Genomic DNA, 25,377 nt, shown 5'->3' with positions numbered 1-25,377 from the left:
ATGGGGATTCGAGGATCGCGGCGGCGGTCGAGACGGTCATGGATCCTGACGGCGCGCGGAGTGAGCGTGGCGGGCGGCACCGGGTGACGCGCGAGGGGCGGGCTGCAGCGGTGCACCGGTCGTTGAAGGCAGGCGCGGAGGGGGCGATGGACGGAGCACGGCGGTGGCGCACCCGAAGAGGTACAGCCTGAATGCGCCGGATCTCATGCGGCCTCCTGCGCAGGCGGAGCGCGAGCGGATGCGACGACGGGCGTGTGGTCGAGCGCGCCGCCACAGCGCGGACATCGCGTCACGTCGCGTCCGGTGATGGCCAGAAGCAGCTCGGGCCACGACGCGGAGGTGACATCGACGCGGGCTGGAGTGTTGCGGCCGCAAGAGATGGCAGTGCGTGGGCGTTGACGCCGGCGTAGAGTCCGTAGTGACGGATCTTGTGCAGACCGTCGGGTAGGACGTGCTGAATGAAGCGTCGCAGGAACTCCACAGGCGTGAGGGTGACAGTCTTGCCATTCTTCGTACGGAAGGTGACGGCATCGTGGGTGATGGCGACGAGCCGACTCGACGAGATCGCGACGCGGTGGGTGTAGCGGCCGAGATAGCGCAGCACGTGGAGCACTTTGCGGAATGGCTTCTTGGCGTAGACGTGCCAGCGCACGCGGGCGAGGCGCGTCGCCAGCCGCTCGAAGCCTTCCGGGTCGTCGAATGCGTCGAAGCCGCGGAAGGCTCCGTCCGCATGCAGCCGTCGCAGCGCATCGAGCATCTTGCCGCGGAGCAGCTCGCCCATGACCTTCACGGGGAACAGGTACTTGGTGCTCGACGCCACCCAGCGTGACGAGTCCGTGGCGAGACCGCCGGCAGTGACGATGGCGTGGACGTGCGGGTGGAAGCGCAGGTCGCGCGTCCAGGTGTGCAGCACGGCCGTGACGCCGGGCCGGGCGCCGAGGCGCGAGTCGCCGAGGTCGAGCAGCGTCTCGCTCGCCGCAGTGAACAACGCGTCGAAGATCGCGCGAGGGCGGTACCTCGCGAGCGCGCGCAGCTCGCCGGGCAGCGTGAACACCACGTGAAAGTGCGGCACGTCGAGCAAGCGCTTCGAGCGCGCAGCAATCCAGCGCTCCTGCGCCAGGGCTTGGCACTTGGGACAGTGCCGGTTGCGGCAGGAGTTATACGACGGATGCTCGTATCCGCACGCGCGGCAGACATCGACGTGGCCGCCGAGCGCGGCAGTGCGGCACAGCCCGATGGCCGAGAGCACCCGGAGCTGGGCAAGCGTCAGGTGCACCTCGGCTTCGAGCGCGTCGCGGTGCTGCCGCACGATGTCGGCGATGTCGAAGTGCGGCCGCCCGGCGGATGCCGGACGGGCGGCCACGCGGACTTCAGCCCGTCCGGCGCAAGCGCTCCAGCGGGCTCCGCGTCCTGGTGATCGTCTTGGCCGACACGGCGGCGTAGCGCGTGGTCGACTTGATGCTCGAGTGGCCGAGCAGCACCTGGATCACGCGCAGGTCGGTCCCGCTCTCCAGCAGATGCGTGGCGAAGCTGTGGCGCAGCACGTGTGGCGTCACCTTCTTCTTGTCGAGCTTCGCCTGCTGCGCGGCACGCTTCAGGGCCTTGCGCGCGACCTCCGGCGCCAGGTGCGTGCCCGTCCGCGACGCAAACAGCCACGGTGCCGCCGGACGCTCCCGCTTCCAGTACGCTCGCAACAGCGCGAGTAGCTGCGGGCTCAGCATCACCAGCCGCTCCTTGCCGCCCTTACCACCACGCACGTGGATCACGCCGCGCTGGGCGTCGATGTCGCGCGTCTCGAGCCGGCACGCCTCGCCGAGCCGCAGTCCTGCCGCGTACACCGTGGTGAAGAACACCGCGAAGCGCGGTGTCGCCAGAGCGTCCAGCAGTCGCGACACCTCCCCGGCGCTCAGCACCACCGGCAGGCGCACGGGATCCTTCGGCCACGACAGGAACGACACCAACGCCGGCTTGCCGAGCGTCTTGCCGTACAGGAACCGCAGCGCCGCGAAGTGCTGGCGCAATCGCTGCGGGCTCTGCTTCTTGTCCACCAGGTGCTTCACCCAGGCCCGGATCTCGGCCTGCCCGAGCTCCGCCGGCGACTTGTGATGGAACTTCGCCATCATACGGATGCACTCGATGTAAGCCTGCTTCGTGCGAGGGGCGTAGCCACCGAGGTCGAGATCCTGCATCATCTGCTTGCGTAGTTTCGACATGATGTCCTCCTTGGTCGGCGGTGTTTGCGGCACCGCCGACCAGGAGGCTCTTCGGAGATCACGTCGGACGACACACGCAGGCGTCATGCCGAACCCCTGCGAAGCCTTTCGCTTTGCGCCGACCCCTGCCCCCACGTCGCTGCTGCCGCGCGATTACCCGGCAGTCACGACACCCGCCGCGAAGCGGCTTCGTTCAACGGATCGAAATTCAGCTGCGAAGGCGCAGCCAAACCCAACCGGATGGTAGCACCCGACAGGCACACGGGCTGCGCCAAGGCAGCGAAGGCTGCTCGTGCAGAAACCCGTGTGCGGACGGAACGACATCAGCAGTCGGCAAGACCGTCTTCGGCAGCTGAAACTTCATTTTAGGCGGCGCGCTCCTAGCGCCAAACGCGCAAGGAGAATCGAGCGTGTCCGGCAGTGTGCGCCGCTCCAATCGCCGATATCAGCGCCAGGTAGGACATCGCGTTCACCACCGAACGCGACCAGCTTCGGATCGCGCTCGCTCTCGGGCGAAGCGTCGACGAGTCCACCGGCCGAAAGCTGGCACTCTGGCTCAGGTCATTCGAGGGAGATGGGCGTAACGTCAGGCGCGCTCGCCGCGTCAGCGCTCGACTTGAAGCGTCGCCACACGAGGTAGGGAAGCACGATGCACAGCAGCAGGGCGACAATGCCGCTTAGCCGGAAAATTGTCATGCCGTGGTGGTACTGTTCTCTCGCCTGCTGAAGCGTGAGAGTTCGGTCGACCTGAGGCGGGAGCGCGGTCGTCCACGCGGCGAATGCGGCGGAGCTCCATCCCAAGATCGAGGTGACTACAGCTGCGATGAGCGCCAGCACCGTCGCCACCAGCGTTGCCGTGGCAGGCTTTGCGTCGCGACGTGGGAGCGCGGTGTCCGTCGCCACAGCCGTACCGATGGTGGTGCGGAGGACGCCCCTGGCAACCCAGGCGCTTGCCGCGAAAACCAAAAAAATAAGTCCAGCGCCGAGTACCATCGGCACACGGTGCATGTTGGTCTCCGGACTGGATCGGACGCAGAGAAGTAAGGCAGAAAGGGGAACGAGAAACACCAGAAACGCGCCCAACATCCCGAGAAGCCATCGGGCGAAGCGTGGAGCTTTGTCAGACGCGCGTGGCATCCGGAGTCCGCCTAACGTACCGCCGTTCAGCAGCGGCCGCACGACGAGACCGTGAGCTGACAGGTCGCGACGAGCGAGCCCGTGGTACTCACCACGGGCGAGAGGCGGGAGGATGCAGTTGGAACCAGGCGCGGCCGACTGCTGAACGGCTGGTTAGACCGCACGCGGCTGCGCCAGCGGCTGTCCGGTCCAGTCAACCTCGACGGGCAGCTCTCCGGATACATGTGCCCATTGGATGATCGAGCGAACGTCCTTTGGCGTGATGGCATCCGGCGAGCCGAACTGCGGGCACCGAAAGCGTCTCCACGGCCCTCCGCACCCTGGCACTCGAAACTCAGGACCAAGCACGATAGCGAAGCGGGTGTCATCCGACTGCACCAGGTGGTAGCGGAGAAAGACCCGCCTATCACTCGATACGACGGTGAGCATCGATCGAAAGCAATCGTCTTCGTCCGGCGCGACGTACCAGATGTACTCCCTTCCATGCACGACGATACGACGTCGGTCCTTTCGGCTGATAGTCATGGGCAGTCGGGCTAACGTACCGCCAATAACCCGAGGCGGCCGTGGAACAGATAGCGCGCCTCGCCGCACTGGACATTCCAAGCCCACGCCGCCCCTCCGCCGGCGGGTTCATTGGCTTGCTAGACCGCTTGCGTCACGGCTAGACGTTGTGGAGATCGGCGTCGTACCAGACATCGAGAACGCCATCGCCAACGAGGAAGCGCCACCCCGGTGGAAGCGCGAGGAACGGAACGGCATCAGGACACACTTCGGCCATGTGGCCGACGTGGACAGGCTGGAAGAAGTCTGCTTCTTCAGACATTTCCTCTCCGCCCCAGAGGTACCAGCCGCACGTCCCATTCTCGCGCGGATGTCGCAGCCCATTGAGCGGCCGCTGGCCGAGCGTGGCGAGTGCCACACCGAGCTTCTCCTCGCCGGACGGAAAGTCGGGATGGACCTCGTGGGCTATGCACAACTCAAGCTGCTCTGCCCGCTCGTCCATATTCACGTCGGTCTAACGTATCGCCAATAACCCGCGGCGGCCGTGCCGGAGATGATACCGCGACTCACGATGCTGAACACCTCGAAGACAGTGGCGCTCCCGCCGCCGGCGGGTTCATTGGCAGTTAGGCCGCACATCACGACCAGGCTGCTTGGCAGAGCGCGCTCGGAGGCAATCCGCCGTAAGGGATCTCAGGGATTCGGCTGCGCGGCATCCGCCCATCGCAAGAACTCGGAAATAAGTCGCTCAAGCATCTGCGGTCCACCGTGCCCGACGAACTGGCGGCCTTCGACCTTGCAAGCGATCCACTCGCGCTCCGAATGCATCTCCTCGATCTCGGCAAACTCTCGGTCGGCAAGAGAAGTCCCGGCTAGGTCGACGAACAGGCTCCAGCCAGGATTGTCGAGGGTATCGATCTTGATGCCGTACTGGTGCTCCCAGTCGTCATCACAGTTCGATTCGTACCAGCGTTGGAGTTCCCCGAGCACGTTCATGGGCGGTCGGCCTAACGGACCGCCAATAACCCGCCGCGGCCGTGGAAGTGATGATACCGCGCCTCGCCATGCCGAACACCTCGAAGACAGTGGCGCCTACCGCCGCCGTCGGGTTCATTGGCTTGTTGGGCGGCTTGCGCAACGGGCTGGTCAAGTTCAGTGAGACGTATCTGCAATGGCAAGATAGTCGTTCCAGAGGTCAACGAGCTGGGCGTATCGGATCGCAACGGCGTTGGTTTCACCGGTTGGCGGAAGGGACGCTGCTTCCAAATCGAAGAGAGCGTCCACAATGGCTTCAGCATCGCCGGCACCGACGTTGACGTTGAATCGGTCGGTTGATGAGTCGCCGCGATACTGCGGCGCCTTTGCAACGGGTCGCTGTGCCAGCACGGCGGCGACCACTTCCGAGAGCGGATGGTGGCAACGGACAAGCGCTGCAAGGGTATCCTCAAGCTCGGACCGGCGAAAAAGCCGTGCGTCGTCCATGGTCGTGGGGTCCGCCTAACGGACCGCCAATAACCCGCGGCGGCCGTGCAAGAGATGATAGCGCGCCTCGCCGCGCCGAACATCTCGAAGCCAGTACTGCCGCCGGCGGGTTCATTGGCAAGTTAGGCGGCGCTATGATGGCCGGATGGCGGTAACGCAGAAGGGCTGGCGGCCGATCACGGTTGGTGAAGCAAAGCTCCACTGGCGCGCGATCGGCACGGAATACGGAATCGACGTGATTGTCGTGTCGCACCTGGCGTTCGAGCGAGGCTCAAGTCAGCAATTGAAGTTCAACATTGCGTACTTCCAACAGGCGAAGAGCGCGTCCATCACCCCGGCGGTCGTACGCAGGGCAATCGAGATCGCTGTAGCGATGGAACCGCCATTTACGGGTGGGCGCAGCGAGCCAGACAGCGACGAGGCGTGCGAGGAGCTCAATCGACTTTCGCGTACGTCCGCCTAACGGATTGGCATTCAGCAGCGTGCGCCAGGTTTCCGTTCACGGGCTGGCGACAGCCAACAGGCGCGCGGGACGGAAGACATCAACCAGTCACCAGGCGGCGCGCGGCTGCAGCAATGTCCAGTTAGGCGGCTTCACTCGCGTTCGTCGTTTAGTACTGAGCATCGAGTCGAAGATGGAGTGCTGGTTCATCCGAGAAGCCGGCAACCGCGAGCTTCTTGCGCGTCTCGGTTTGGACGCGGGCGAACTCGGCGTCGGAGACCACGCAATCGGGATCGTTCTCAACACCGAGGACCGAGAGCTCCTTGCCAACGAGGAGGAAGTGAGGTTCCCCATCGGTGAGGCGACCGAAGTAGGTATCGAGGTCCGCGCCATGAGCGCGGCGGATGGTCTCGTGGGACTCGTCCTCGAACAACTCGAAGTCGTCGGCCTCCTCGTCGATCTCGAAGCGCACGCCGTAGAAGGCGACAAATGCGTCTGCACCCATGGTCTTTGTGCGCCTAACTCTGCGCGCTTCATCGGCGACGGGCAAGAGGGCGTCCGCGGTCTTGCGCTGACGTAACACGTCCGCCGTGAAGCGCGGCGTTGAACGTATTCGCGTTCACCTGCGGGCACCAGACCGAGCCAAGCGAGCAACGCTTTGTTGGCCGGTACCGCGTTTCCCTTGAGCCGCGATTAGCAGCTCTCGCGCCGCATTTGGGATCCGAAAATCACTCGCCGGGTTCTCGTAGATGGAGAAGTCGCCCGAGACCCAAAGCGCAAGCAGTCGGCGGCTCGTCGGGTCGCGGCGCAGCCGAAGGATCCAAACAAACTCCCCGGGATCGAGGTAGCCGGGCTCCTTGCAGCGCGACTCAGCGAGGCAATACCCGGCCGTCGGCTGGCGGCGCAGATGACGTCGGAGCGCGTTGCTGAAGAACTCCGTGATGGCCTGCGGTGCCCAGTCCGATTCTCCTCGGCGATGAAGCTCCGCGGACGCAAGAGCGAGGGCTGGAGGAAATGCCTCGGCCTGGGCCGCGCTCGTCTGCTGCAGCGACCTGGTAGGCAGCGAGCAGGGTGGTCCCGGTCGGCACGAGCAACCAGCACGCCAGCGGCTCGCCCGCCACCAGATGGTTCGCCGCTGCAGGCTGCGGCGGTGGCCCCGGCGTTGGCGCCGGAGGCGACCACGCGGCCCGAGGGAATGCCGGCGCGAGCTCGGGCCGCCGCTTGGCTGCGGAGCGGATGCGATGCGAGTTCAGCAGGGCGGCAGCGGCCAGGTTAGGCAACGGACGTGAGCCGGCTACAGGCTGTACCCAACATCAACGCAAAGCTGTCCCAGGAGGCCGTTGTGCGCGTCGCATCGGGATGAGGCCCGTACCGCGCTGAGCCGACAAGTATGTGATACCCGAAGAGAAGTCCGCCCTGCACTGTAAGACCGCGCACCGAACTGAACTCGCTGTCGTGGCCGCGCGCGACGTACTTCCCACCAACCAGGAAACCCGAATAGACGGCGTTTCGGCCGTTCGCCCGCGCGAACTCCACGGCAAAGCTCAGCAGGCTGCTTCCCGACATGTCCGTCTGTCCACGTCCGGTCGCACGGCGCGTCGAATTCCAGAACGACGTCGCGTTGACGGGTCGAGCGTGCGACATGCCGTAAGCGATCACGATGGCAGCGGTTCGGAGGATCCTGGATCGCGCTTCCACGTCGCCTCGGCTGCCTGCCGCCCCGCCAACAACCAGCCGGCGGTCGTGGAAGAGCTGGGTTTCATGCTGTTCAGCTTTGGGTGCAAGAGGGAGGCCGAAGGCCAACCGTTGCGACCGTGGGCCGGCAAACGCTTGGCCCGGGGATAATACCGCGCCGCGCGGAACACCTCGAATGCAGCGACGCTGCCGCCGACGGTTTCACTGGCAGTTAGCCAGCTTCCGCGGAGATGACGCGCGCGGCGCGGGCGAGTTGGACCAGCTGCGCGGGGTCAAAGGAAAATGCGGTGAAACGCAGGGTCACGTTGCGGTCGAACGCTTGCCTGCCGATGGTTCCTTCGACCCCGACATGTCCCACCCGGTCAAGAGAGCGGAACACGAGCGCCACTTCACGCGGTGACATGCTTGCAAGATGGGCTTCACCTTGGCGGAGCTCTTCAAGCTTGGTCAGGTCTTGCGCGAACGTGAACCAAGACTGCTGCGCGACCCAAGCCTCGGTCTCTCCAGAAAAGGTCCCATGACGGACACGGACAGTGATCTGCACGTCGCCCGAGCCTGAGTTGATCCGTTCGAGCTCGACAAAGTCACCAGCGCCGGACGAAACCTTCATGTCTGGCCAACGTCCTGCGGTTCAGCTGCGGGTGCAAGAGGGAGGCCGACCGTTGCGGCCGTTGTTCGCCGGCGGGGCTTGGCGCAAGGCGTAAAGCGCAAGGGATGGGAAGTGTGCTCCAATCAGCGTCGTCAATGGTCGCGCATTGGGATGTCGAGGCGTGTCACGTCGACGAAGCCGGCCTTTGCTACATCAGCCAACAGGCGGCCAATTCGCTCCTTCGAAACGTTTGCGTCGACTTGGACAACGATCTGGCTGATGGGTTTGCCTCCGATCGAGCGAAGGAGTTGCTGCCTGGAGCTCAGCGTTGATTCAAGCTCGGGTTCGGCAACTGAGACGCCATCGAGGAGCGTCTGGTCTGGAAAGACTGCCAGCCTGGGTATGGGCGAAAAGTCGCAGGTCGCGTGGAGAGGAGAAGACGGAGCCGGAGCGGGCGACGTGCTGGACCCAGCGGGAGGCAGTTCCGCAGCGTCGTGGCAAGCTACAACCAGTGGCATCAGCGAAAGAAGCAGGGGTGACCTCACGACAGTCAGGTCGGACACCGGCGGCTGCCAAACGTTTCCACGCAGGTACCGGGCGTTGCGACCGGTGGTAGAGCACGTAGCGGCGCACCCAGCCGCGATAGGCCTTGGCCGTGCGCGGGCTCATCCCGCGCGTGCGCACGGCTTCCGTTACTTGGTCGAGCAACCGTGGGGGACGCGCAGCCACGTCCGGGTCGAAGCACGCGCCGTACCAACAACATCAGGCAAATATCCGCGGCGAAATGCGGTGCAAGCCCTGGCGAAACGGTGGCGGCCTGGCGGCGACCGCCACCCTCACGCGGGTAGGCGCAGCGCTTTGCGTAGCGCGCCGGTGTCGACCCAGTCGCTGATGGGCGGAAGTCCGTGGAGCGCGCCCTCGATCAGCGGGCGCAGGGCGCCGTTGCTGAGCAGGTACTCGCCGATCACGGCTTCCCGCGGGATGCCGGCCGCGGTGAGAGCGGCGGCAATCACCACCCCAGTGCGATCGCGACCTGCCGTGCAGTGCACGTACACCGGCCAGCGCGTTTCTGGGGACGCGAGCTCTTGCAGCACCGACCCGAGCCAGGTTCGAACCCGACGATTGCTGGTGTCGTAGTTCTCCACCGTGTCCTCCGCGGGCAGATGCACCACGCGCGCCGCCGCTCCCAAGTGCTCCGGATCCGGACCCCGCCGCAGATTCACTATCGTCCGCGCGTCGCCAATCTCTTCGATGCGGGTGAGCGCGTCCAACTTGCCACCGCGAAGCAGATGACCCGACGGCATGGGCGACGGCGACAGCCACAGGCCCAGCACCTCGCCCACGTCACGGAAGTTCTGCGGGCGGTCGTCCATGCTCAGCGCGCGCGCACCACGATGGCGGCAACGTCCTTCAAGTCATCGTTCAGTTGGTGGTCGCGGCCTTGGAGGCGATGGACGCGGGCATGGGGCACGGCGCGGGCATACAGGTCCGCGTGAGCCACCGGCACGACGTCGTCGTCCGTCCCGTGAAAGATGTAAACGCCCGCCGGAAGACGCGCACCGAGATCTGCAGGAAGCTCCAGCTCGTCGCTGGGCCAGCCGCCGTCTCCAACGAAGGGCGGCGCGATCAGCACGATGGCGCTCAGCCCTTGGTCCGGAGCGCTCTCTGCGAGCAACTTGATGACGAACGTTCCACCAACGGAATGGCCGACGACCACCGCGCCCCGTGACAAAGCCTGGAGCTCGCGCTCGAGCGTGCTCTGCCACTTCTCATAGCTCGGGTTGCCTTCGTCCGGCATCGTCGGAAAGCGCACCTCGTAGTCTTGTCCGAGCTCGCGCTGCAGGCTCAGGACGAGCTTCTGGTCCCATGCGTGGGCATCCCGCCCAGCACCCTGAACGAACAGCACTTGGTTCGTCACGACTGCTGGAGCTCTTCCGCGAGCCCGATGAGGATCCCTTCGGGACCTCGGATGTAGCAGAGGCGGTATACATCCTTGTAGTTCACGACGCGGTCGACGAGCTCGGCGCCGACCTTCGTGAGCCGGGCGAGGGTGTCGTCCAGGTCCTCCACGGCGAACATCACGCGCAGATAGCCGAGCGCGTTCACCGGAGCGTTCCGGTGATCCGCCGCGACCGGCGGCGCGACAAACCGTGAAAGCTCGAGTCGGCTGTGACCATCCGGCGTGCGCAGCATGGCGATCTCCACGCGCATGTCGCGAAGGCCAGTGACACCGCTGGCCCATTCTCCTTCAATGGGAGCGCGCCCTTCGAGCTCGAGGCCCAGCTCGCTGAAGAACGCGATCGCGGCATCCAGGTCCTCCACCACGATGCCAACGTTGTCCATGCGTTTGACCGTCATGACGGTCAACTTATCGCGCGCCCCGCAGCGAGGCTACTGCGCCGCCGCCACCTCGCTCCGGTCCCAGCCTTGGATCTGGTCGTGGCGCGCTCGCGTCTTTCCAGCACGTTGGCCATGCGGCCAAAGGCCACAGTCGCTGGGCCCCGCGCGTTCAGTCCAACCACTCCCAGCGGTACTCGGCTTCGTCCTGCTCCGTAGCTGGCCACAGATCCACCACGAACGTCGGCGCGTCCGCCGCGTCGTAGTCCAGGCGGCACACCCGCACGGAGTAGCGCCCGCGCGGGACGCCGACGCTGTGCTCCTCCCCCGCTTCGATCACGTAGCACGCACAGTGTACGAGAACGCGCCCGCTCTCCACCGTCAGAGGGCACAGCAGCCACTTGGCGCCTTCGGGCAGCTGCTTGGGCCGCGCGCGATGCACGCGCACCGGAACGGACCATGCGCCATCGCTCCCGGTCCGCACCACGATGGCCACACCGCGCCGCGACAGCTCGTCGATGTCCGTATCGTCGCCCAGCAGGCCGAGCTTGGCCGCTTCGCCGAACTCCGGCGAGTATCCCGTGTCCCAGCTTTCGGCAACGTGCGCGCTGTCCGTGATGACGAAGTTCGCCACGTCGCTGAAGGGCTCCACCACGGTCGCCCCCGCGTAGTCCGCCGCCCAGTCGCCCCACCGCTCGAGCTTCATGCGGGCCCGGACCTGTTCCGGTCGTCCACGCATTCCAGGCCGTTGTCTTCGGCCCACTCGAGAACGACGCGCTCGAGACTCTCGAGTCGAAACGCAAACCACGCCTCTGTCAGGCGCAATCGCTCGACCTCACTACGAAACCGTCGAAACGCACCACCGCCGTGAACGGCAGCCAGCAGGGCCTCGCGCTGGCGGTCCTCCGAGACCGAGTCGCAGAAGCGCCGCATGATGTCCCACTCGTGAATGTCGAGCAGTCGGGCAGCGCCACGAGCGCATTCATGTCGAGCTCGCGCAACTCCGCGATCGCATCTTGTTGCCACTCCGGGAGCCCATCCAGCGGCGCGCCCTTCTCGAGGATGCGCGACTCGTCCCAAGAGATCGACACGATCTCCCCGCTCGCGGGATCGAAGTACTGAGTCGTCTCTTCCGGAATGAAATCGAGAGCGTCAATCGCCGCTTTCAACGAAACCTTGGCCACGGACGGCAATGCTATCACGCGCTTCAGTCGTCGTCCGAAAGCTCCCGCGTCACGCTCGCCTGGAGCTCCTTGAACGCGCGCTGCGCCGAGGAGCGATGCTTGCCGAGCACGCGCGACGCCGCGCTCAGGTTCAGCTTTCCGCTCGACTCGAAGAACTCGCCGCCCACCGCCGCCAGCCGCATCGCCGCGAGCCACTGCCGCTGCGGCCGACTCATGCCTTCGCGCGCTTGGGTCAGCGCCGCGCTGCGCCGCGCGTCCGTCTCCAGCGCGAGCCAGCGCTCTTCTTGACTCGGCGGGCGCTCGAGCAGCGGCGCGTCGTCGAATTCCGTGGGCGTCACCCGCAGCCGAAAGCTCCGGCGCAGCTCCGCGAGCCGTTCCACCATCACCGCCAGGCCCCACTCCCGGTCCGCTCGCACGCTGCGCGCGGCGTTCCCATCGCGCACGGCTTCCACCAGCCGCAGCGTGAGCGCATCCCGCACTTCATCGTCCGACAGCCCGCGCACGTGCCACCGCGCCGGGTGCGCGCGCATCAACCGAGCGAGCCGCCGGTCCCACTTGGCCACGTATCGCACCAACGCAGCGTCGTCTTCCGCCGCCAGATCCCGCTCCTGCTCGTCCTGCCGCTTGGCTTCGTCGCTCATGTCTCTGCTCTCAGGGAACATGCTCCCGAGATATGTTGCGTTTTCTTGTCGGTCCGCCGCGGTACCGTCGCGCCCGGCCTCAATAATCGTAGCTGTCCACTCGCTTCCACAACCAGGCGAGGGACCCGTCGCGATCCCCCGCGCGCAGCTCTTCGAAGGAGACGGGCGCCAGCGAAGCCGGCAACGCGAGGGGCGCCGCGCTCAGCAGCAGCACATAGGCCGAGCCGCCCACGACCCGCGTCTCCGAGACGTGAACGCCGTATAGGGTGCCCAGGTAGCCCTCGACGGCGCTGGGCTCCCCGCGGAAGACGTACTCGAAGCGCTGCTCGAATCCCACGCCCTGCTGGCGCACGTGAATGCGATACAGCCCGGGGCGAAGCTCACTGGCAACGAAGGAGCTGTCGCGCATGCGCAACACGCCGGTGTCCTTGATCGCGACGTCCGCCAGCTCCGGCCGCGCGGGCAGATCCGCTTCGTTCGTGGACATGCCCTGGTTCGTAACGTTGGACAGCGCGCCCTCTTCCTTGTAGGCCACGCCGGATACGGTGTTCACCACCACGTTGTTCGTGAACGTCAGCTTGTCGAGAGGTGGCGCCGCGCCGTTCAAGCCGCTCACCAGAATGCCGGGGTGGCCGATGGTATGCGCGCAGCCGTACAAGAAGTTGTCGTGGATCGTGATGTCGGAGCTGCTCGCCGAGTCGTACGATCCCTCGGAAGCCACGATCAGCCCGGCCCCCGCCGTGGCAATGGCCCAGTTGTCGTGGATGTCGATGTGATCGCCGCCGATCACCGAATAGCCGCGCCCCCAGCCGCCCTCCAAGATGGTGTTGTGCCACCACTCCATGTCGCCGCACTTCGCCGAGCTCACGCCGTAGGTCACGCAGGCAATGCCGTCGTCCCCCTTGGTGGGTGGCTTGTTGTAGATCCAGTTGTCCCAACACCAAGAAGTGCGCGCGCCTTGGGTGTGATGAATGTGATCGGCCTGCGTCTCGTGGATGTAGTTGCCCTCGATGAAATGGCGCTGCGATCCATACAGGAACACACCGGAAGCCGCCGCCCCGTGGACGTCGCAGCCCACCACTTCCACGTCGTCCGCGTGGTCCACGCTGATCTGGTTGTCCTCCAGCGCATCGAAGCGAACCACCGCATCGCTCTCCAGCTGAAGCCCGAAGAAGCCGCAGCCGGTCGCCTTGCACAAGAGAGATTGCGTCCGCTTCACGCCGAGCACCGCGCCGAAGATCGTGGCCTGGCGGTTGGCCGCCCACAGCTTGATGTGCGCCTTGTCGATGGCGAACACGTCGGTCTTGCGGAAGGTCTTCCCTTTTGGAAAGTAGATGATGGCGCCCTCGGCAGGTGCGGCAGCCAGCGTGCTCTTCAACGCCGCCAGGTCGTCGCTCACGCCATCACCCACGGCGCCGTAGTCCGTCGGGTCCAACACCGTCACCACGCTCAGAGGCGACCACACGTCGTCCGGCGTCGATCCGCCACTCCCCGCCGCGCCGCCAACGCCCCCGCCAACGCCACCCGCCGCTCCCGCACCCCCTACGCCCCCCGCGCCCGCGCCTCCCGCGCCCGCACTGCCGCTGACTCCCGCTCCGCCGCCGCTCCCGCCCGCTGCCGTGCCCGCCGCGTCGTCCGAGCCACACGCCGTGAGCATCGCGCTGCCGCCCAGCGCCAGCGCCGCCGCGATCGAAAGCTTCCAAACGCTCCGCACGCCCCCAGTCTATCCGCCCGAGCGCAATCGAACCAACCCGCAGACAGTCCTTGGTTTTGTCGGTGCAACGCGGTGCCGGCGCGCAAGCCCTGTCACGTGTCACTGGCCCAGCGCCGAACGGTGTCCAGCTCGGCACGGGTGATGTCCACGGCGGCAAAGCTCGTCCGCATCTTCTTGCTCGCCTGCGCTTGAAGACCCGGAACCCGCGCCAGGGAATCCAACGCGCGCCGTGCGCGCTGCGCTGCAAGCGCGTGGTCCTTTCGTGACTTCGCGCAGGCAGCCGCGACGATCCACTTCCAAACGGAGTACTCCTGCATCAGCTTGGCCGTGGGATCCCGCAACACGCGACGCTCGAGCTTCAGGACGTCGCGCGTTGCCCTGAGGGAGTGCGCGCGGAGCAGCGCGCGCGCCGCATAGATTGCCGTCGCCGCAATCGTAGGGTTGTGGCGGCCCGCCGCGAGGACGTCCGCCGCCGCGTCTTCGAAGCGCCCGAGCTCTTCACGGATGCCGGAACGAGTCGACCGTGCGTTGGCGAGCGCCTCGCGATCCGCTCGGGTGAAGCGGGCCAGCCCCCACGACACCAGCGCCTCGGCTTGGCGGAGCTTCGTCTTGTTCCCACTCCGCCCCATGAACCACGCCTTGCGCGCCGTGTAGCTCAAGCGCGCCGTGTCGGACATGTTCTTGGCGAGATGATCGCGAAACAGCTTCTGCGTCTTCTTGTCCCAGGCGTCGGACCGCACGAGCAGCTCTATCGGCTTCATGCCAGCTCCACCCAGACGCTCTCCAGCTCGACCTTGAACCGCCCCGCCTCGATCTCTTCTGCCAGCGCCTCGAGCATGGCAAACCACGACGGAAAGAGCGGCCCTTCCAGCGAGTCGTCGTGCACGTGGTAGTAGACAGCGCCGGTGTCGCCATGGACGCAGAAGCCATCGCCGTCGCTATCGGTCACCGGAATCAGACGGGGATCCCACCAGCGTGCGTCGGACGTGTTCGGCTCCAGATCCGCCAAGATCTCGTTCCTCATCTTCCAGGTTTCGGCGATCTGATCGCAGGGCAGCAGGTACTCGTTGTCGAATAGCACCTCGGACATGTGCGGCGGACTCTGACCGTCGTGCACAGCCAGGGATTGTGCGAGGTCCGGTGGCAGCGCCGCGCCCAGCATCTCCTCCAGCACCCGAACCGCTTCCGGCTTCGCAGCGGGCTGCAGCGCGCTCACCGCGCCGGGCGCGTGGGGCTCGAGAGCGGCGCACAACCGTACCCAAATTCGCTCCGCCTCCGTCATCGGCATCAGCGTAGCACCGCCGGGTAGTCCGCAGCGCAAGGAGAGATCGCCGGCCGCGCGACATATTGCGTTTTTATGCTGGTCCAACGCGGTGCCGTCGCGAACGGCATCTCCGCGCTCGCGCGCACGCAACATCCTCGTCGCGATCTCCCTCTCTGCGTAGGGCGTGCCCGTCGCGAACGGCGTCTCCGCGCTCGCGCGCACGCAACATCCTCGTCGCGATCTCCCTCTTTGCGTAGGGCGCGCCCGTCGCGAACGGCATCTCCGCGCTCGCGCGCACGCAACATCCTCGTCGCGATCTCCCTCTTTGCGTAGGGCGTGCCCGTCGCGAACGGCATCTCCGCGCTCGCGCGCACGCAACATCCTCGTCGCGATCTCCCTCTCTGCGTAGAGGCGCGCCGTCGCGGTCGCCCGATGCAACGGGGGCGGAGGTACGCCATGCGCGAGGTCGAGCTGTCCGGCGATGGCCGCAAGTGTGCCGCACTCTGCTGCGTCGCCCTGTCCTTCGATCGCTCCGACCATTTCGGCTGCGACAAGGCCGCCAATACGCCCTGCCGTCACCTCACGGCCCAGCACGACTGCGCCCTGCACGACGATCTCCCCGGTCACGGCTTTGCCGGCTGCGCGCACTACGACTGCGTCGGGGCCGGCCAGCGCGTGGTGCAGGAGCTGTTCGGCGGTCGCTCTTGGCGCACCGCACCCCACCTCACGCGCGCCATGCTCGACGCGTTCCGCGCCCTTCGCGACGTCCACGAGCTGCTCGTCCTGCTCGACGCCGCGAAGCGCCTCCCGCTCTCGCCGGCCCAACACGCGCGGCGTCGCGAGCTGTGGTCGGCCCTGGTGCCCGACACCCTGACGCACGACACCCTGTCCGCCCTCGCGCGGCACGCCCCCCACGTCTTCGACTTCGTCCGCTCCCTCCGTCCCTTGGTCCCCACGCGGCACTTGCCGGTCGTCACTGTGCGCCCGCCGTGCGCGTCGTGTGCGCCCGGCCCGCCGCACACTTCCCACGCCTGAGTTTCGCGGCACTTTTGCCCAAACGCTGCTGGCACGAGTCTTGGACCTGGGTGCGCCCCAACCGCGGAGGTGCACTGATGCTGACGAACAATGGACTGCTGCAAACCCTTGGACTCCTGGCTCTGGTCTCCACGCTTTCGGGCTGTGCGATGGAGTCCGCCGATGGCCAGCTCGGCGACGAAGAAGCTACGGAACAAACCGCAGAGGCCCTCGGCGTCTGGGGAACCGCATCGTGGGGATCCGGCAACGGACCGAACCCCCTGGACCTCGGTTCCGACTCCAACCGCACCTGCTTCCTGACCGGCATTCGCGGCCAGCTCTACGCCGACGACGACACGCCGGACGCCAAGGTCGGTGTTTATCAACAGAACGGCCATTGGTGGCTGGAAGCCAAGCGCGGCGCGGGAAGCAGCACCGGCGTGGTCGGTGACGCCGTGTGCATCTCGAACACGAGCAACCGTACAACCTTCGGCAACATGTATGGCAGCGGCCTGGCCTACAACTACGTGCCTCGCTCACGAGCACGACAGTGCTTCTTGTCGCATTTCCAGGTGACGAGTGGCTTCGCCTGGCAAGGCTCCAACACCACGATGCCCGGTGCGCGCCTCGAGAAATCGACGCTGTTCGAGAACGGTACCGCCACGCCCATCTGGAAGCTCACCAGCTACTTCACACCCGAGCAGGAGGGCCTGGGCGGAAGCGTGTCAGCGGTTTGCGTCGACATCGGCAAGACCGCTGAGATCTTCTTCTCCTGGGACAACCCGACACCGCTCAACGTCATGAGCACCATCAACACCGCGTGCGGGCTCACGCGCCTCTCCGGCAACTTCTACGACCACGGCCCCAACAGCGGGAACGGCGCGCGCGTCTACCAAGGCTCGAACGGCATGTGGCAAGTCACCGCCGGCTACACCAAGGGCGTCGAAGGCTCCTGCATCCAGTAGCTTCCCGCGCCGGAGCTGCGAGCGTGTCGGCAGCGACGCGCTCGCAGCCTCGAGGGCGCCGCTGTCCAGCGGCCATGGAGCCGCCAAGGGAGCGCGCGAGCTGCCCGGACCTGCGCTCGTAGCCTCCGCCGTTTTCCATTGGATGTCGGTCCGCCGCGGAACCACGCGCCGCGCGCGCGCGGCGTCCGGAAACCGCGGGCGGGCCGCGAGGTTCCGCGGCGCGCCAACAAACCAAGGAAATGCTACGTCTGTGGCCGTGAGCCAGGTGGCACAGCGGCTTTTGGAGGTGCGGGAGCGCATTGAACGGGCGGCGCGCGCGGCCGGGCGGGCGCCGGAGAGCGTGCGGCTGATGGCGGTGTCGAAGACGAAACCCGCGGAGCTGATCCGCGAGGCGTACGCCGCGGGGCAGCGGGACTTCGGCGAGAACTACGTGCAGGAGCTCTCCGCCAAGGCGGAGGAGCTTTCGGATCTGCCGGAGCTGCGCTTCCACATGATCGGGCACCTGCAGCGCAACAAGGTGAAGCAGGTGGTGCGCCACGTGGTGTCGGTACACACGGTGGACTCGATACGGCTGGCGGAGGAGCTCGGCAAGCGCGCAGCGGATGGGCTCGCCGTGCTGGTGGAGGTAAACGTCGGCGGCGAGGAGCAGAAGTCAGGGTGCGCGCCGGCGGAGCTGGAAGCGGTGCTGGCGACCATCGAGGCACAGCCCACGCTGCGGCTCCGCGGATTGATGACGGTGCCGCCGCACACGGACGACGCGGCGGGGGCGCGGCCCTATTTCGACACGCTGGCGCGGCTGCGGGATGCGCACGGCGGCGCGGAGCGGCTGCCGGAGCTCAGCATGGGCATGACGCACGATCTGGAGCACGCGGTAGCCGCCGGCGCGACCTGGGTGCGCGTGGGGACCGCCATCTTTGGAGCGCGCGGATGACGCGGCGCCGGGGTGCGCCACCTCCGGAGCAGCCGACGCTCTTGGGCGCGGCGGCGCGCAAAGGCGTGTTCGGCAAGGCAGCGCCGCTCGCGGATCGCATGCGGCCGCGGCACATCGAAGAAGTCGTGGGGCAGCGGCACCTGTTGTCGGAAGGCAAGCTCTTGGCCGACAGCATTCGTCGCGATCGCGTGCCGTCGCTGATCTTGTGGGGACCGCCGGGATCCGGCAAGACCACGCTGGCCCACGTGGTGGCGGAGCGCACGCAGTCGGAGTTCGTGCCCTTCAGCGCGGTGTTGGGCGGCGTGCCGGAGCTGCGCGAGATCCTGGCCGCAGCCAAGCAGCGGCTCGACTACCAGGGACGCCGCACGATCTTGTTCGTGGACGAGATCCATCGCTTCAACAAGGCGCAGCAAGACGCCTTCTTGCCGCACGTGGAGAGCGGTACCGTCACCCTCATCGGCGCCACCACGGAGAATCCGTCGTTCTCCGTGAACGCCGCGGTGCTCTCGCGCTGCAAGGTGCTGCGGCTGGAGGCGCTGGACGAAACCGCCATCCTCGAGCTCTTGCGCCGCGCCCTCACGGACGAAGAGCGCGGTCTCGGCAAGAGCGGGCTCGAGGTGGACGACGACGCCTTGGCGGCCATCGCCCGGGCTGCCAGCGGAGACGCCCGGCGCGCCCTCGGTCTGCTCGAGACCACGGCGGCCCTCTTGGACGAGGGCGAGCGCCACATCGATCTGGATCGCGTGACCCGCGCGGCGGAGGAGCGCACGCTGCTCTACGACAAGAGCGGCGAGGAGCACTACAACGTCGTCAGCGCGTTCATCAAATCCATGCGCGGCAGCGATCCGGACGCCGCACTGTACTGGCTATTCCGCATGTTGGAGGCGGGGGACGATCCACTCTTCCTCTTGCGCCGCATGATGATCTTCGCCAGCGAGGACGTGGGCAACGCGGATCCGCGCGCCATCAACGTGGCGGTGAGCGCGGACGCGGCCTTTCGGCACATGGGCATGCCGGAAGGCATGTACCCGCTGGCCCACGCGTGCCTGTACCTGGCGAGCTGTCCGAAATCGAACGCGGTGGCCAAGGCCATCAAGAAGACGCGCGCGCTGATCAAGGAGCGCGGCGCGTTGCCGGTGCCGAAGAAGCTACGGAACGCCGTCACCAAGCTGATGCGGGAAGAGGGCTACGGCGCCGGCTACCAGTATCCGCCGGACCACGACGGCAGCTACGTGAGCGGCGAGACGTACCTGCCCGACGAGATCGTGGGCACCCGGCTGTACGAGCCCGGCACGCAAGGCCTCGAGAAGGCGATCGGCGAGCGCCTGGCGCGGCTGCGCGGGGAAGAGGAGTAGCTCCTCACCCGTCGGGGTCAATCACCACGCCGATTTCCGGCATGTTGCGATACTTCTGCGCCCAATCCAGGCCGTACCCCACGACGAACACGTCGTCGATCGTGAAGCCGAGGTAGTCGATCTCGATCTTCTTTTGCATGCGCGCCGGCTTGTGCAAGAGCGCGCACACCTTCACGCTGGCGGGGTTCCGGGTCTTGAGCGACTGCTGGATGTAATCCAGCGTCAGGCCCGTATCCACGATGTCCTCCACCACCAGCACTTCTTCGCCCTCGATGGGGCGCGTGAGGTCCAGGGTGATCTGCACCACGCCGGTTGACGAAGTCCCGTCCCCGTAGCTCTGCACCCCGAGGAACTCGATGCGCAAGGGCAGGTCGATGGCGCGGCACAGGTCCGCCGCGAACATGTAGCTCCCTTTCAGGATGCACAGCAGCACCAGGGGTTTGTCGCGGTAATCCCGCGTGATCTCGGCGCCGAGCTCCTTGATGCGGTCGGCGATCTGCTGCCCGGTGTAGAGCGTCTTGATCTTCTCGCGGTACCAGCCGTCTGCCATGGTGCGGGTCGGCTAACGGTGCGGCGCCGGGGGGTCAATGGACGGCGAACCCCTTTTGCGGCACGCTGGCTCTGACAAGCGATGGGACTGCTTTCCTCTCTCTTCGGGCCGAAACACCAGGTCTTGCCGGTTCACATCGAAACCGCCGAGGATTTCAAGCGCGAGGTCGCAAAGAGCGACCTTCCCGTGATCCTCGACGTGTGGAGCGAGAGCTGCGTGCCCTGCCGGCAGCTCGCCCCCGTGCTCACGGACATCGCCACCCGCTACGAGGGCCGCGTGAAGGTGGCGGAGGTGAGCACCTCCGGCCCCATCGCCGTGTTGCAGCAGCTCGGCGTCACCGCCACGCCCACCATCCTCGTGTTTCACGAGGGGGAAGAGATGGGCCGCGCCGTGGGCTACCACCCGAGCAGCTGGTTCGAGGAAATGATCGAAGCGGAGTTTCCCGAAGCCGAGGACTGACGGGGTATCCTGGCGAGCGCGGATGTCGCGCGCGCTCCTGTTCATCCCGTTGCTCGGCGCCGGTTGTGCGCCCGCCCCGGTCGCCAGCCCACCCTCGGCGGCGCCGCTGACCGTCCCCCGGGAAGCAGCAGAAGTAGATGCACCGCTGAACCTGAGCGCGGTGGCGGAGCCCAAGGGCCTGTTGGCCACGATGCGCATCAACGCGCCCGGCCAAAACGTCGCCACCATCGCGCAGCTGGTCCCGAGCTCGGACGACGTGACCCAGGCGCTGCGGCTGGGCCCGGAGCCGTTGCTCTCGGTGTTGATCGGTGAGTCCTTGACCCACGAGGTGGATCTCGACGCGCCCATGGACATGGCCACCGTCGAGCCCAGCGCCCTGCTGCTCGCGCTTCCGGTGCAGGATCCAAAGAAGCTCCGGGCCAACGCCACGGATTTCCGCTTCATGCCCAAGGGCGCAGCGCGCTGGACGGCGCGCTACATGGGCCCGGAAGCCGAGCTGCCGCAGATGGCCTGCGAGCTGTGGCCCGCCCGCGCCACCGTGCCCTATCGCCTGGTGTGCGCGCCCTCGCATCGACTGATCGACGAGTACGGCCCGTACCTCACGCGCACCGTCGCCGCGATCAACGTGCCGACGACGGCGCGCATCACCTTCCCCGCCGGGGCCATGAAGCGGCTGGCCGCCAAGACCATGAAGGACGATCCCGGTCCCATGGAGCCGGGAGAAGCCCTTGGCGAGCAGTTGGCGCAGGACTTCTTCGCGGAGCTCGGTTCCCTGTCGCTGGACGTGGATCTCGAGCCGGCCGGGGTGGTCACCGGCATCGAGATCCACCTCACGCGGGCCAAGTCCCTGTTCGCCACCGCACTTAAGGGCCGCCCCGAGGCCGTCGAGCTGCCGGCGGCCTACTGGAGGCTACCGAAGGACGCGGAGCTCGCCCTCTTCTTCCACGGCACGGAGCGCGGCGCGTTCGACAACAGCGCTCGCCCGCTGTTCGAGGACTTCTGGAAGGAGATCTTCGACATGCCCAACATGGACGCGAACGATCTCGCGGAGCGTGTCGCTGCCACGCGGCAGTTGTTCTTCACCGGTGGGTCGCTGCTGGTCGCGTCCGGCCACGAGCCCCTCTCCGACGAAAGCGATCCACTGAAGGCCCGCGCTGCGCTCCGCGGCTGGGACGTGCTGCGCGCCGACGAGTCGATCGAGCACTGGCGCGACGGCGTTCAAACGCTGATCCACCTCCTGGGCCAGAAGCCGGCGAGCAGCGGGGCCGGATCCACAGCCGCGACGCCACCGAAGCCTCCGGTGCGGAGCTTCGAGGTCTACTCGTTGTGGCAGAACCCCGCGAAGGACAAGCTGCCGGCCGGATCCTTCACCCTGCGTATCACGCGCACACCGAACCCCGCCTACGTGCCCAGCCAGCGCCGCCCCGCTTTGGTGGGCGTGGAAGAGACGCACTACCTGTTCTTCCCCGAAGGCAGCTCGACTTGGCTGGTCGTCGCGGAAACCGCCAAGACCACGCTGTCCCTCGCCCACGCGATCCTCGGAGGCGACGATCAGGCGCAGCTCGCGTCCCGCAACGATGTGACGGCCCTCCGCGGCCGGGAGGCCCAGACCCTCGGCTTCGTGAGCCTGACCGGAGCTGTCGTGCTCGGAGAAGAGACCGATGGCGCCGAGCAGATCGCACATACGCGGAGCACGCTGCAGAAGCTCGACGCGCTGCCGGATCACGGCCTCACGCCCATCATCGTGATGGGTGAAGCCGTGCCGCCGGATGGCACGCGCATCAGCGCGACGCTATCCCCCGCGGCGCTCGGCACCGTGTTTCGTTGGGCGATGCCGTGACGCAGGAGCAAACGCGCAAGTCAATCGGAATAGCCCACTACGGCCAGACCGTCGATGCGACGGAAGTGCTCCCCGTTGCGAGTGACCAGCGGTAGGCCGGCGACCTTCGCGGTACAACCGATCCACAGGTCGTTCGCACCGATGAGAAGCCCATTCGACCTGAGCCGCCGCGCCACCACTGCATACTCCCGTGCGATCTCCGAAGTGATGGCGAGCACGCGCATGCGAGATACCAATGCGAGCGCTGCCTTCGAGGTCGGATCACGAAAGCCTTCCAAGTACTCTCCGAGGGCCACTACCGGAAGGACGAGCTCCGTGTCCTGGTGCTGCATCAGGAAGTGCGTTGCACCGCGCACCGCACCGCGCTTCCGGCTCTCGTTCTGGAGATCGATGAGGACGGTCGTGTCCAGCGCTAGCCGGTCCATGATTCGTCAGGGGGCGCGTCCTCGTCCTGCGCGCGCTCGAGATAGTCCAACTCGGAGTCCGAAGGCCTGGGCGCCATCTTCAAAGCTTCCAGGAGCGATGCTCCCGTTGCCCCCATCTCGTCCCAATGCGCGCGCTTGATCACCTGTGAGAAAGACTCTGTCGGCCGAAGCCGTGCCCTCCGAAGGCGCTCGTACGCGGCGAGGTCGATGGAAATCGTCTTGGTCGCCATCTGTGTGTATGTACATGCATGCATTTGTTTTGTCAATGTTCACCGCGACTTTCGCGCCGTTTCCACGTGCGCCGCGTCACCGTCCGTGCGCCACACCACGCCGCCGCGGCGGTCCGTGCGGTACAGCGTGACCCGCGCCGCGCTGAGCTTTTGCAGCGTGACCGCGTGCGGATGGCCGAAGCGATTGCGCACGCCGCAGGAGATCGTCGCGACGCTGGGCTTCACGCGGGAAAGGAGCGCCGCGCTGGTGGAGGTGCGACTGCCGTGGTGTCCCACCTTGAGCAGATCCGCACTCACGTCCACGCCGCCGCCGAGCAGCGCGCTTTCCTCGTCGGCCTCCGCGTCCCCCATCAGGAGCACGTGACGGGAGCCGTACCCGAGGCGCAGCACGAAGGAGTTGTCGTTCGCGTGTTTGCCTGGGGAGAAAGTGGGGCAGGGCGAAAGTACCTCCAAGTGCGCACCGCCGAAAGTGCGAGTGCCGCACAGCTCCGTCGGGCGTTTCAGGGCGACGTGCCGCGCGCGCGCCGTTTGGAGTAACCGCGCGTAGGTCGGGCCCGCGCCTTCGCGCTCGCCTTGGCCGGTGTCCCATAGCTCACCGACGGGGATTTCCCGGAGGACGGACCCGAGGCCGCCGAAATGATCCGGATGCGGGTGCGACAGCACGATCACGTCCACGCGGCTTCGACGACGTGCGCGGAGCAGCGGCAAGATCACGCTCTGACCGGGATCGACGGGGCTGCCCACGAAGCCGCCGCCGTCGATGAGCATCAGACGACCATCGGGCAAGTCGACCAGGGTGGAGTCGCCCTGACCAACGTCCAGCGCCGTCACGCGCAAGACGCCCTTGGGGGCGCCGTGCCGCCGCGCTGCGAGCTCGAGCGGCGTGAGCGCGACGGCCATCGCGAGAGCGACGACAGCGCGCCGCCGCGCGAGGACGAACAGCGCGACGCCGCCCACCGCCAGCACCGCGAGCTCTGCCGCCGTGGGCATTGGCACCGCGAAGGCGAACGCCTCGGCGTCCGCGCTGGCATGGGCGATGCGCCGCACCACGAGCAGCGCGCCGCTCGCAGAGAGCGCGATGCCGCGTTCCAGCGCCGGCCACCACGTCACCGCCGGATGCGCGAGACACAGGGGCAGGGCCGCGATCTCGCCCAGCGGCGCCGCCATCACGTTGGCCACGATGCCCGCCGCCGTGAGCGACGGTGACAAGAGCGCCAAGAGCGGCGCACAGGGCAGCATGCTGCTGACCGTCGCCGCCACGCTCTCGCCCAGCCACGAAAGGGGTCGCCAGCGCAGACGCTTGGCCAGCTCCGCCAGCGGTCGCCCCACCGTCATGAGCCCCACCGTGGCCGCCGCCGAAAGCAGGAACGAGATGTCGAAGGCCGCCAGCGGATCCACCAACGCACCCACTAGCAGCGAGAGCCCGAGCACCCGCGCCCCGCGCGGCTGCCGTGAAAGCGCCCGCGCCACGAAGGCCGCCGCCAGCATCCACGCCGCGCGCCACGCCGAGCCGCTGCCACCCGCGAAGTCCGCGTACACCAGAGACAACGCCACCCCCAGCGCCGCCGCGATGCGCCCCACCTCGATGCGCAGCGCCAGCGCCGGAAAGCGCGCCAGCACCCCGCGCAGCGCGCGCACCAGCGCCACCACCGCGAACACCAGGTGCGTCCCGCTCACCGCGAGCAAATGCGAGAGTCCACTCTTGCGGAACGCCGCGTCGTCCTCGGGATCCAGATCCGTTTCTCCCAGCACCAACGCCCGCGCCATGCCCACAGCGTCCGGCGCGAAGGTCGCCACGATGCGCCGCCGCGCGTGCGCCCGCGCGCGATCGACGAGCGCGCCGAGCCCCCATCCGCGCCGCACCACCGTCGCTCCCAGGATCCCCCCGCTGGCCACGTGTCCGCGCCGCGCCGCTCCCGGCGTCGGGTCCGCCAAATCCGGATTGATGAACAGCCGCACCGGCGCCAGCTGCGCCACCACGTCGAGCTCATCGCCGCGCACCAAATCTCCGGGCCCGCCGTACAGCACCACGACGCTGCCCTCCGGAAGTGCTCTTCCTTCGCAGTCCATTCTTGTCAGCTCGGCGCGGAAACGCAGCGAATCCCCCTGCCACACCGGCGAAGCCACGACGCGGGCATGCGCAGCACAACGCGCGGGAGCTCCCAGCGCGTCACGAAAGGCCATGCGCGTCGCTTCGAACTCACTGACGGCCAGGTGCGCGCGCAGCGCGCCCACGGCAAAGAGCAGCGGCAACGTCACGAGCAGTCGCGGCGAAAGCCGCGGCCACAACACGAGCAGCACGCCAGCGGCGGCCACGGAAGCCGCCGCCGGCGACGCTTCGGCCAGGGCCCCAAAGGAAAGGGCCGCTGCCGCGACGAGCACCGAATCGACGCGCACCCGCTCCCG

At 67.0% G+C, this 25,377-nt stretch carries 30 protein-coding genes; 7 read left to right on the top strand and 23 right to left on the bottom strand.

Annotation, left to right across the window (positions count from 1 at the left end; genetic code table 11):
* Positions 1-289 precede the first annotated feature (289 nt).
* From H6717_34710 to H6717_34685, 6 genes are all read right to left on the bottom strand, one after another.
* On the bottom strand, positions 290-1,363 hold the full coding sequence (locus H6717_34710; GenBank protein MCB9582238.1) for an IS91 family transposase: 1,074 nt from the start codon (positions 1,361-1,363) through the stop codon (positions 290-292).
* A gap of 7 nt (positions 1,364-1,370) precedes the next feature.
* A complete protein-coding gene (locus H6717_34705) occupies positions 1,371-2,213 on the bottom strand; it encodes a site-specific integrase (protein MCB9582237.1) in 843 nt (280 codons plus the stop codon).
* A 561-nt stretch (positions 2,214-2,774) separates the two neighbouring features.
* A complete protein-coding gene (locus tag H6717_34700) occupies positions 2,775-3,299 on the bottom strand; it encodes a hypothetical protein (protein ID MCB9582236.1) in 525 nt (174 codons plus the stop codon).
* Positions 3,300-4,014: 715 nt separating this feature from the next.
* On the bottom strand, positions 4,015-4,329 hold the full coding sequence (locus H6717_34695) for a hypothetical protein (GenBank protein ID MCB9582235.1): 315 nt from the start codon (positions 4,327-4,329) through the stop codon (positions 4,015-4,017).
* Positions 4,330-4,547: 218 nt separating this feature from the next.
* Complete coding sequence (locus H6717_34690) at positions 4,548-4,850, bottom strand: immunity 53 family protein (protein MCB9582234.1); 303 nt, start codon at positions 4,848-4,850, stop codon at positions 4,548-4,550.
* Positions 4,851-5,006: 156 nt separating this feature from the next.
* The gene (locus H6717_34685) at positions 5,007-5,336 is read right to left on the bottom strand and encodes a hypothetical protein (GenBank protein ID MCB9582233.1); all 330 of its coding nucleotides are present in this window, start codon (positions 5,334-5,336) and stop codon (positions 5,007-5,009) included.
* A gap of 145 nt (positions 5,337-5,481) precedes the next feature.
* Between H6717_34685 and H6717_34680 the strand changes: the two genes are divergently transcribed.
* Complete coding sequence (locus H6717_34680; GenBank protein ID MCB9582232.1) at positions 5,482-5,799, top strand: hypothetical protein; 318 nt, start codon at positions 5,482-5,484, stop codon at positions 5,797-5,799.
* Between the two features lie 148 nt (positions 5,800-5,947).
* Here H6717_34680 and H6717_34675 read toward each other — a convergent pair whose 3' ends face one another.
* From H6717_34675 to H6717_34615, 13 genes are all read right to left on the bottom strand, one after another.
* Positions 5,948-6,283: a hypothetical protein gene (locus H6717_34675; GenBank protein ID MCB9582231.1), complete on the bottom strand. Its 336-nt coding sequence runs from the start codon at positions 6,281-6,283 to the stop codon at positions 5,948-5,950.
* Positions 6,284-7,050: 767 nt separating this feature from the next.
* A complete protein-coding gene (locus H6717_34670; protein ID MCB9582230.1) occupies positions 7,051-7,581 on the bottom strand; it encodes a hypothetical protein in 531 nt (176 codons plus the stop codon).
* 103 nt (positions 7,582-7,684) lie between these two features.
* The gene (locus H6717_34665; GenBank protein ID MCB9582229.1) at positions 7,685-8,083 is read right to left on the bottom strand and encodes a hypothetical protein; all 399 of its coding nucleotides are present in this window, start codon (positions 8,081-8,083) and stop codon (positions 7,685-7,687) included.
* Between the two features lie 312 nt (positions 8,084-8,395).
* On the bottom strand, positions 8,396-8,791 hold the full coding sequence (locus H6717_34660; GenBank protein ID MCB9582228.1) for a phage integrase N-terminal SAM-like domain-containing protein: 396 nt from the start codon (positions 8,789-8,791) through the stop codon (positions 8,396-8,398).
* Between the two features lie 107 nt (positions 8,792-8,898).
* Positions 8,899-9,435, bottom strand: coding sequence for a tyrosine-protein phosphatase (locus tag H6717_34655; GenBank protein ID MCB9582227.1), 537 nt, complete (start codon positions 9,433-9,435; stop codon positions 8,899-8,901).
* A 2-nt stretch (positions 9,436-9,437) separates the two neighbouring features.
* The gene (locus H6717_34650) at positions 9,438-9,980 is read right to left on the bottom strand and encodes an alpha/beta fold hydrolase (protein ID MCB9582226.1); all 543 of its coding nucleotides are present in this window, start codon (positions 9,978-9,980) and stop codon (positions 9,438-9,440) included.
* Complete coding sequence (locus tag H6717_34645) at positions 9,977-10,420, bottom strand: VOC family protein (protein ID MCB9582225.1); 444 nt, start codon at positions 10,418-10,420, stop codon at positions 9,977-9,979. The genes H6717_34650 and H6717_34645 overlap by 4 nt, the downstream gene beginning before the upstream one ends.
* A gap of 151 nt (positions 10,421-10,571) precedes the next feature.
* Positions 10,572-11,105, bottom strand: a complete 534-nt coding sequence (locus H6717_34640) for a hypothetical protein (protein ID MCB9582224.1) — start codon at positions 11,103-11,105, stop codon at positions 10,572-10,574.
* Entirely contained in the window at positions 11,102-11,332 is a 231-nt protein-coding gene (locus H6717_34635; protein ID MCB9582223.1) for a hypothetical protein, read from the bottom strand. Before H6717_34635 ends, H6717_34640 begins: the two co-directional genes overlap by 4 nt.
* A gap of 274 nt (positions 11,333-11,606) precedes the next feature.
* Positions 11,607-12,224, bottom strand: a complete 618-nt coding sequence (locus H6717_34630) for a hypothetical protein (protein MCB9582222.1) — start codon at positions 12,222-12,224, stop codon at positions 11,607-11,609.
* A gap of 79 nt (positions 12,225-12,303) precedes the next feature.
* Complete coding sequence (locus tag H6717_34625; GenBank protein MCB9582221.1) at positions 12,304-13,938, bottom strand: right-handed parallel beta-helix repeat-containing protein; 1,635 nt, start codon at positions 13,936-13,938, stop codon at positions 12,304-12,306.
* A gap of 92 nt (positions 13,939-14,030) precedes the next feature.
* The gene (locus H6717_34620) at positions 14,031-14,699 is read right to left on the bottom strand and encodes a hypothetical protein (GenBank protein ID MCB9582220.1); all 669 of its coding nucleotides are present in this window, start codon (positions 14,697-14,699) and stop codon (positions 14,031-14,033) included.
* Entirely contained in the window at positions 14,696-15,220 is a 525-nt protein-coding gene (locus H6717_34615) for an SMI1/KNR4 family protein (GenBank protein ID MCB9582219.1), read from the bottom strand. Before H6717_34615 ends, H6717_34620 begins: the two co-directional genes overlap by 4 nt.
* Before the next feature lie 438 nt (positions 15,221-15,658).
* On the opposite strand from H6717_34615, the gene H6717_34610 reads away from it, so the two are divergent.
* From H6717_34610 to H6717_34595, 4 genes are all read left to right on the top strand, one after another.
* Positions 15,659-16,237: a hypothetical protein gene (locus H6717_34610; protein ID MCB9582218.1), complete on the top strand. Its 579-nt coding sequence runs from the start codon at positions 15,659-15,661 to the stop codon at positions 16,235-16,237.
* A 77-nt stretch (positions 16,238-16,314) separates the two neighbouring features.
* Positions 16,315-17,181, top strand: coding sequence for a hypothetical protein (locus H6717_34605; GenBank protein ID MCB9582217.1), 867 nt, complete (start codon positions 16,315-16,317; stop codon positions 17,179-17,181).
* A gap of 142 nt (positions 17,182-17,323) precedes the next feature.
* Complete coding sequence (locus H6717_34600) at positions 17,324-18,112, top strand: YggS family pyridoxal phosphate-dependent enzyme (GenBank protein ID MCB9582216.1); 789 nt, start codon at positions 17,324-17,326, stop codon at positions 18,110-18,112.
* Entirely contained in the window at positions 18,109-19,467 is a 1,359-nt protein-coding gene (locus H6717_34595) for a replication-associated recombination protein A (GenBank protein ID MCB9582215.1), read from the top strand. The genes H6717_34600 and H6717_34595 overlap by 4 nt, the downstream gene beginning before the upstream one ends.
* 4 nt (positions 19,468-19,471) lie before the next feature.
* Here the strand turns inward: H6717_34595 and hpt are convergent, their stop codons facing one another.
* Positions 19,472-20,017 (bottom strand): hypoxanthine phosphoribosyltransferase, encoded by a 546-nt coding sequence (gene hpt / locus H6717_34590; GenBank protein MCB9582214.1) that lies wholly within the window; start codon positions 20,015-20,017, stop codon positions 19,472-19,474.
* Between the two features lie 81 nt (positions 20,018-20,098).
* Between hpt and H6717_34585 the strand changes: the two genes are divergently transcribed.
* Both H6717_34585 and H6717_34580 read left to right on the top strand, forming a co-directional pair.
* On the top strand, positions 20,099-20,476 hold the full coding sequence (locus H6717_34585) for a thioredoxin fold domain-containing protein (GenBank protein ID MCB9582213.1): 378 nt from the start codon (positions 20,099-20,101) through the stop codon (positions 20,474-20,476).
* A gap of 22 nt (positions 20,477-20,498) precedes the next feature.
* Positions 20,499-22,316 (top strand): hypothetical protein, encoded by a 1,818-nt coding sequence (locus tag H6717_34580; GenBank protein MCB9582212.1) that lies wholly within the window; start codon positions 20,499-20,501, stop codon positions 22,314-22,316.
* Between the two features lie 20 nt (positions 22,317-22,336).
* Here H6717_34580 and H6717_34575 read toward each other — a convergent pair whose 3' ends face one another.
* The 3 genes from H6717_34575 to H6717_34565 are packed head-to-tail and all read right to left on the bottom strand — an operon-like array spanning position 22,337 to position 25,368.
* Positions 22,337-22,741, bottom strand: coding sequence for a type II toxin-antitoxin system VapC family toxin (locus H6717_34575; GenBank protein MCB9582211.1), 405 nt, complete (start codon positions 22,739-22,741; stop codon positions 22,337-22,339).
* On the bottom strand, positions 22,729-22,971 hold the full coding sequence (locus tag H6717_34570) for a hypothetical protein (GenBank protein MCB9582210.1): 243 nt from the start codon (positions 22,969-22,971) through the stop codon (positions 22,729-22,731). The genes H6717_34575 and H6717_34570 overlap by 13 nt, the downstream gene beginning before the upstream one ends.
* A 39-nt stretch (positions 22,972-23,010) precedes the next feature.
* Positions 23,011-25,368 (bottom strand): DNA internalization-related competence protein ComEC/Rec2, encoded by a 2,358-nt coding sequence (locus H6717_34565; protein MCB9582209.1) that lies wholly within the window; start codon positions 25,366-25,368, stop codon positions 23,011-23,013.
* Positions 25,369-25,377 lie beyond the last annotated feature (9 nt).

Source organism: Polyangiaceae bacterium, from assembly GCA_020633235.1.
Taxonomy (GTDB): domain Bacteria; phylum Myxococcota_A; class Polyangia; order Polyangiales; family Polyangiaceae; genus JACKEA01.
Note: the sequence above shows the minus strand (reverse complement) of the source record. Positions and strands in the feature narration are given on the sequence as shown.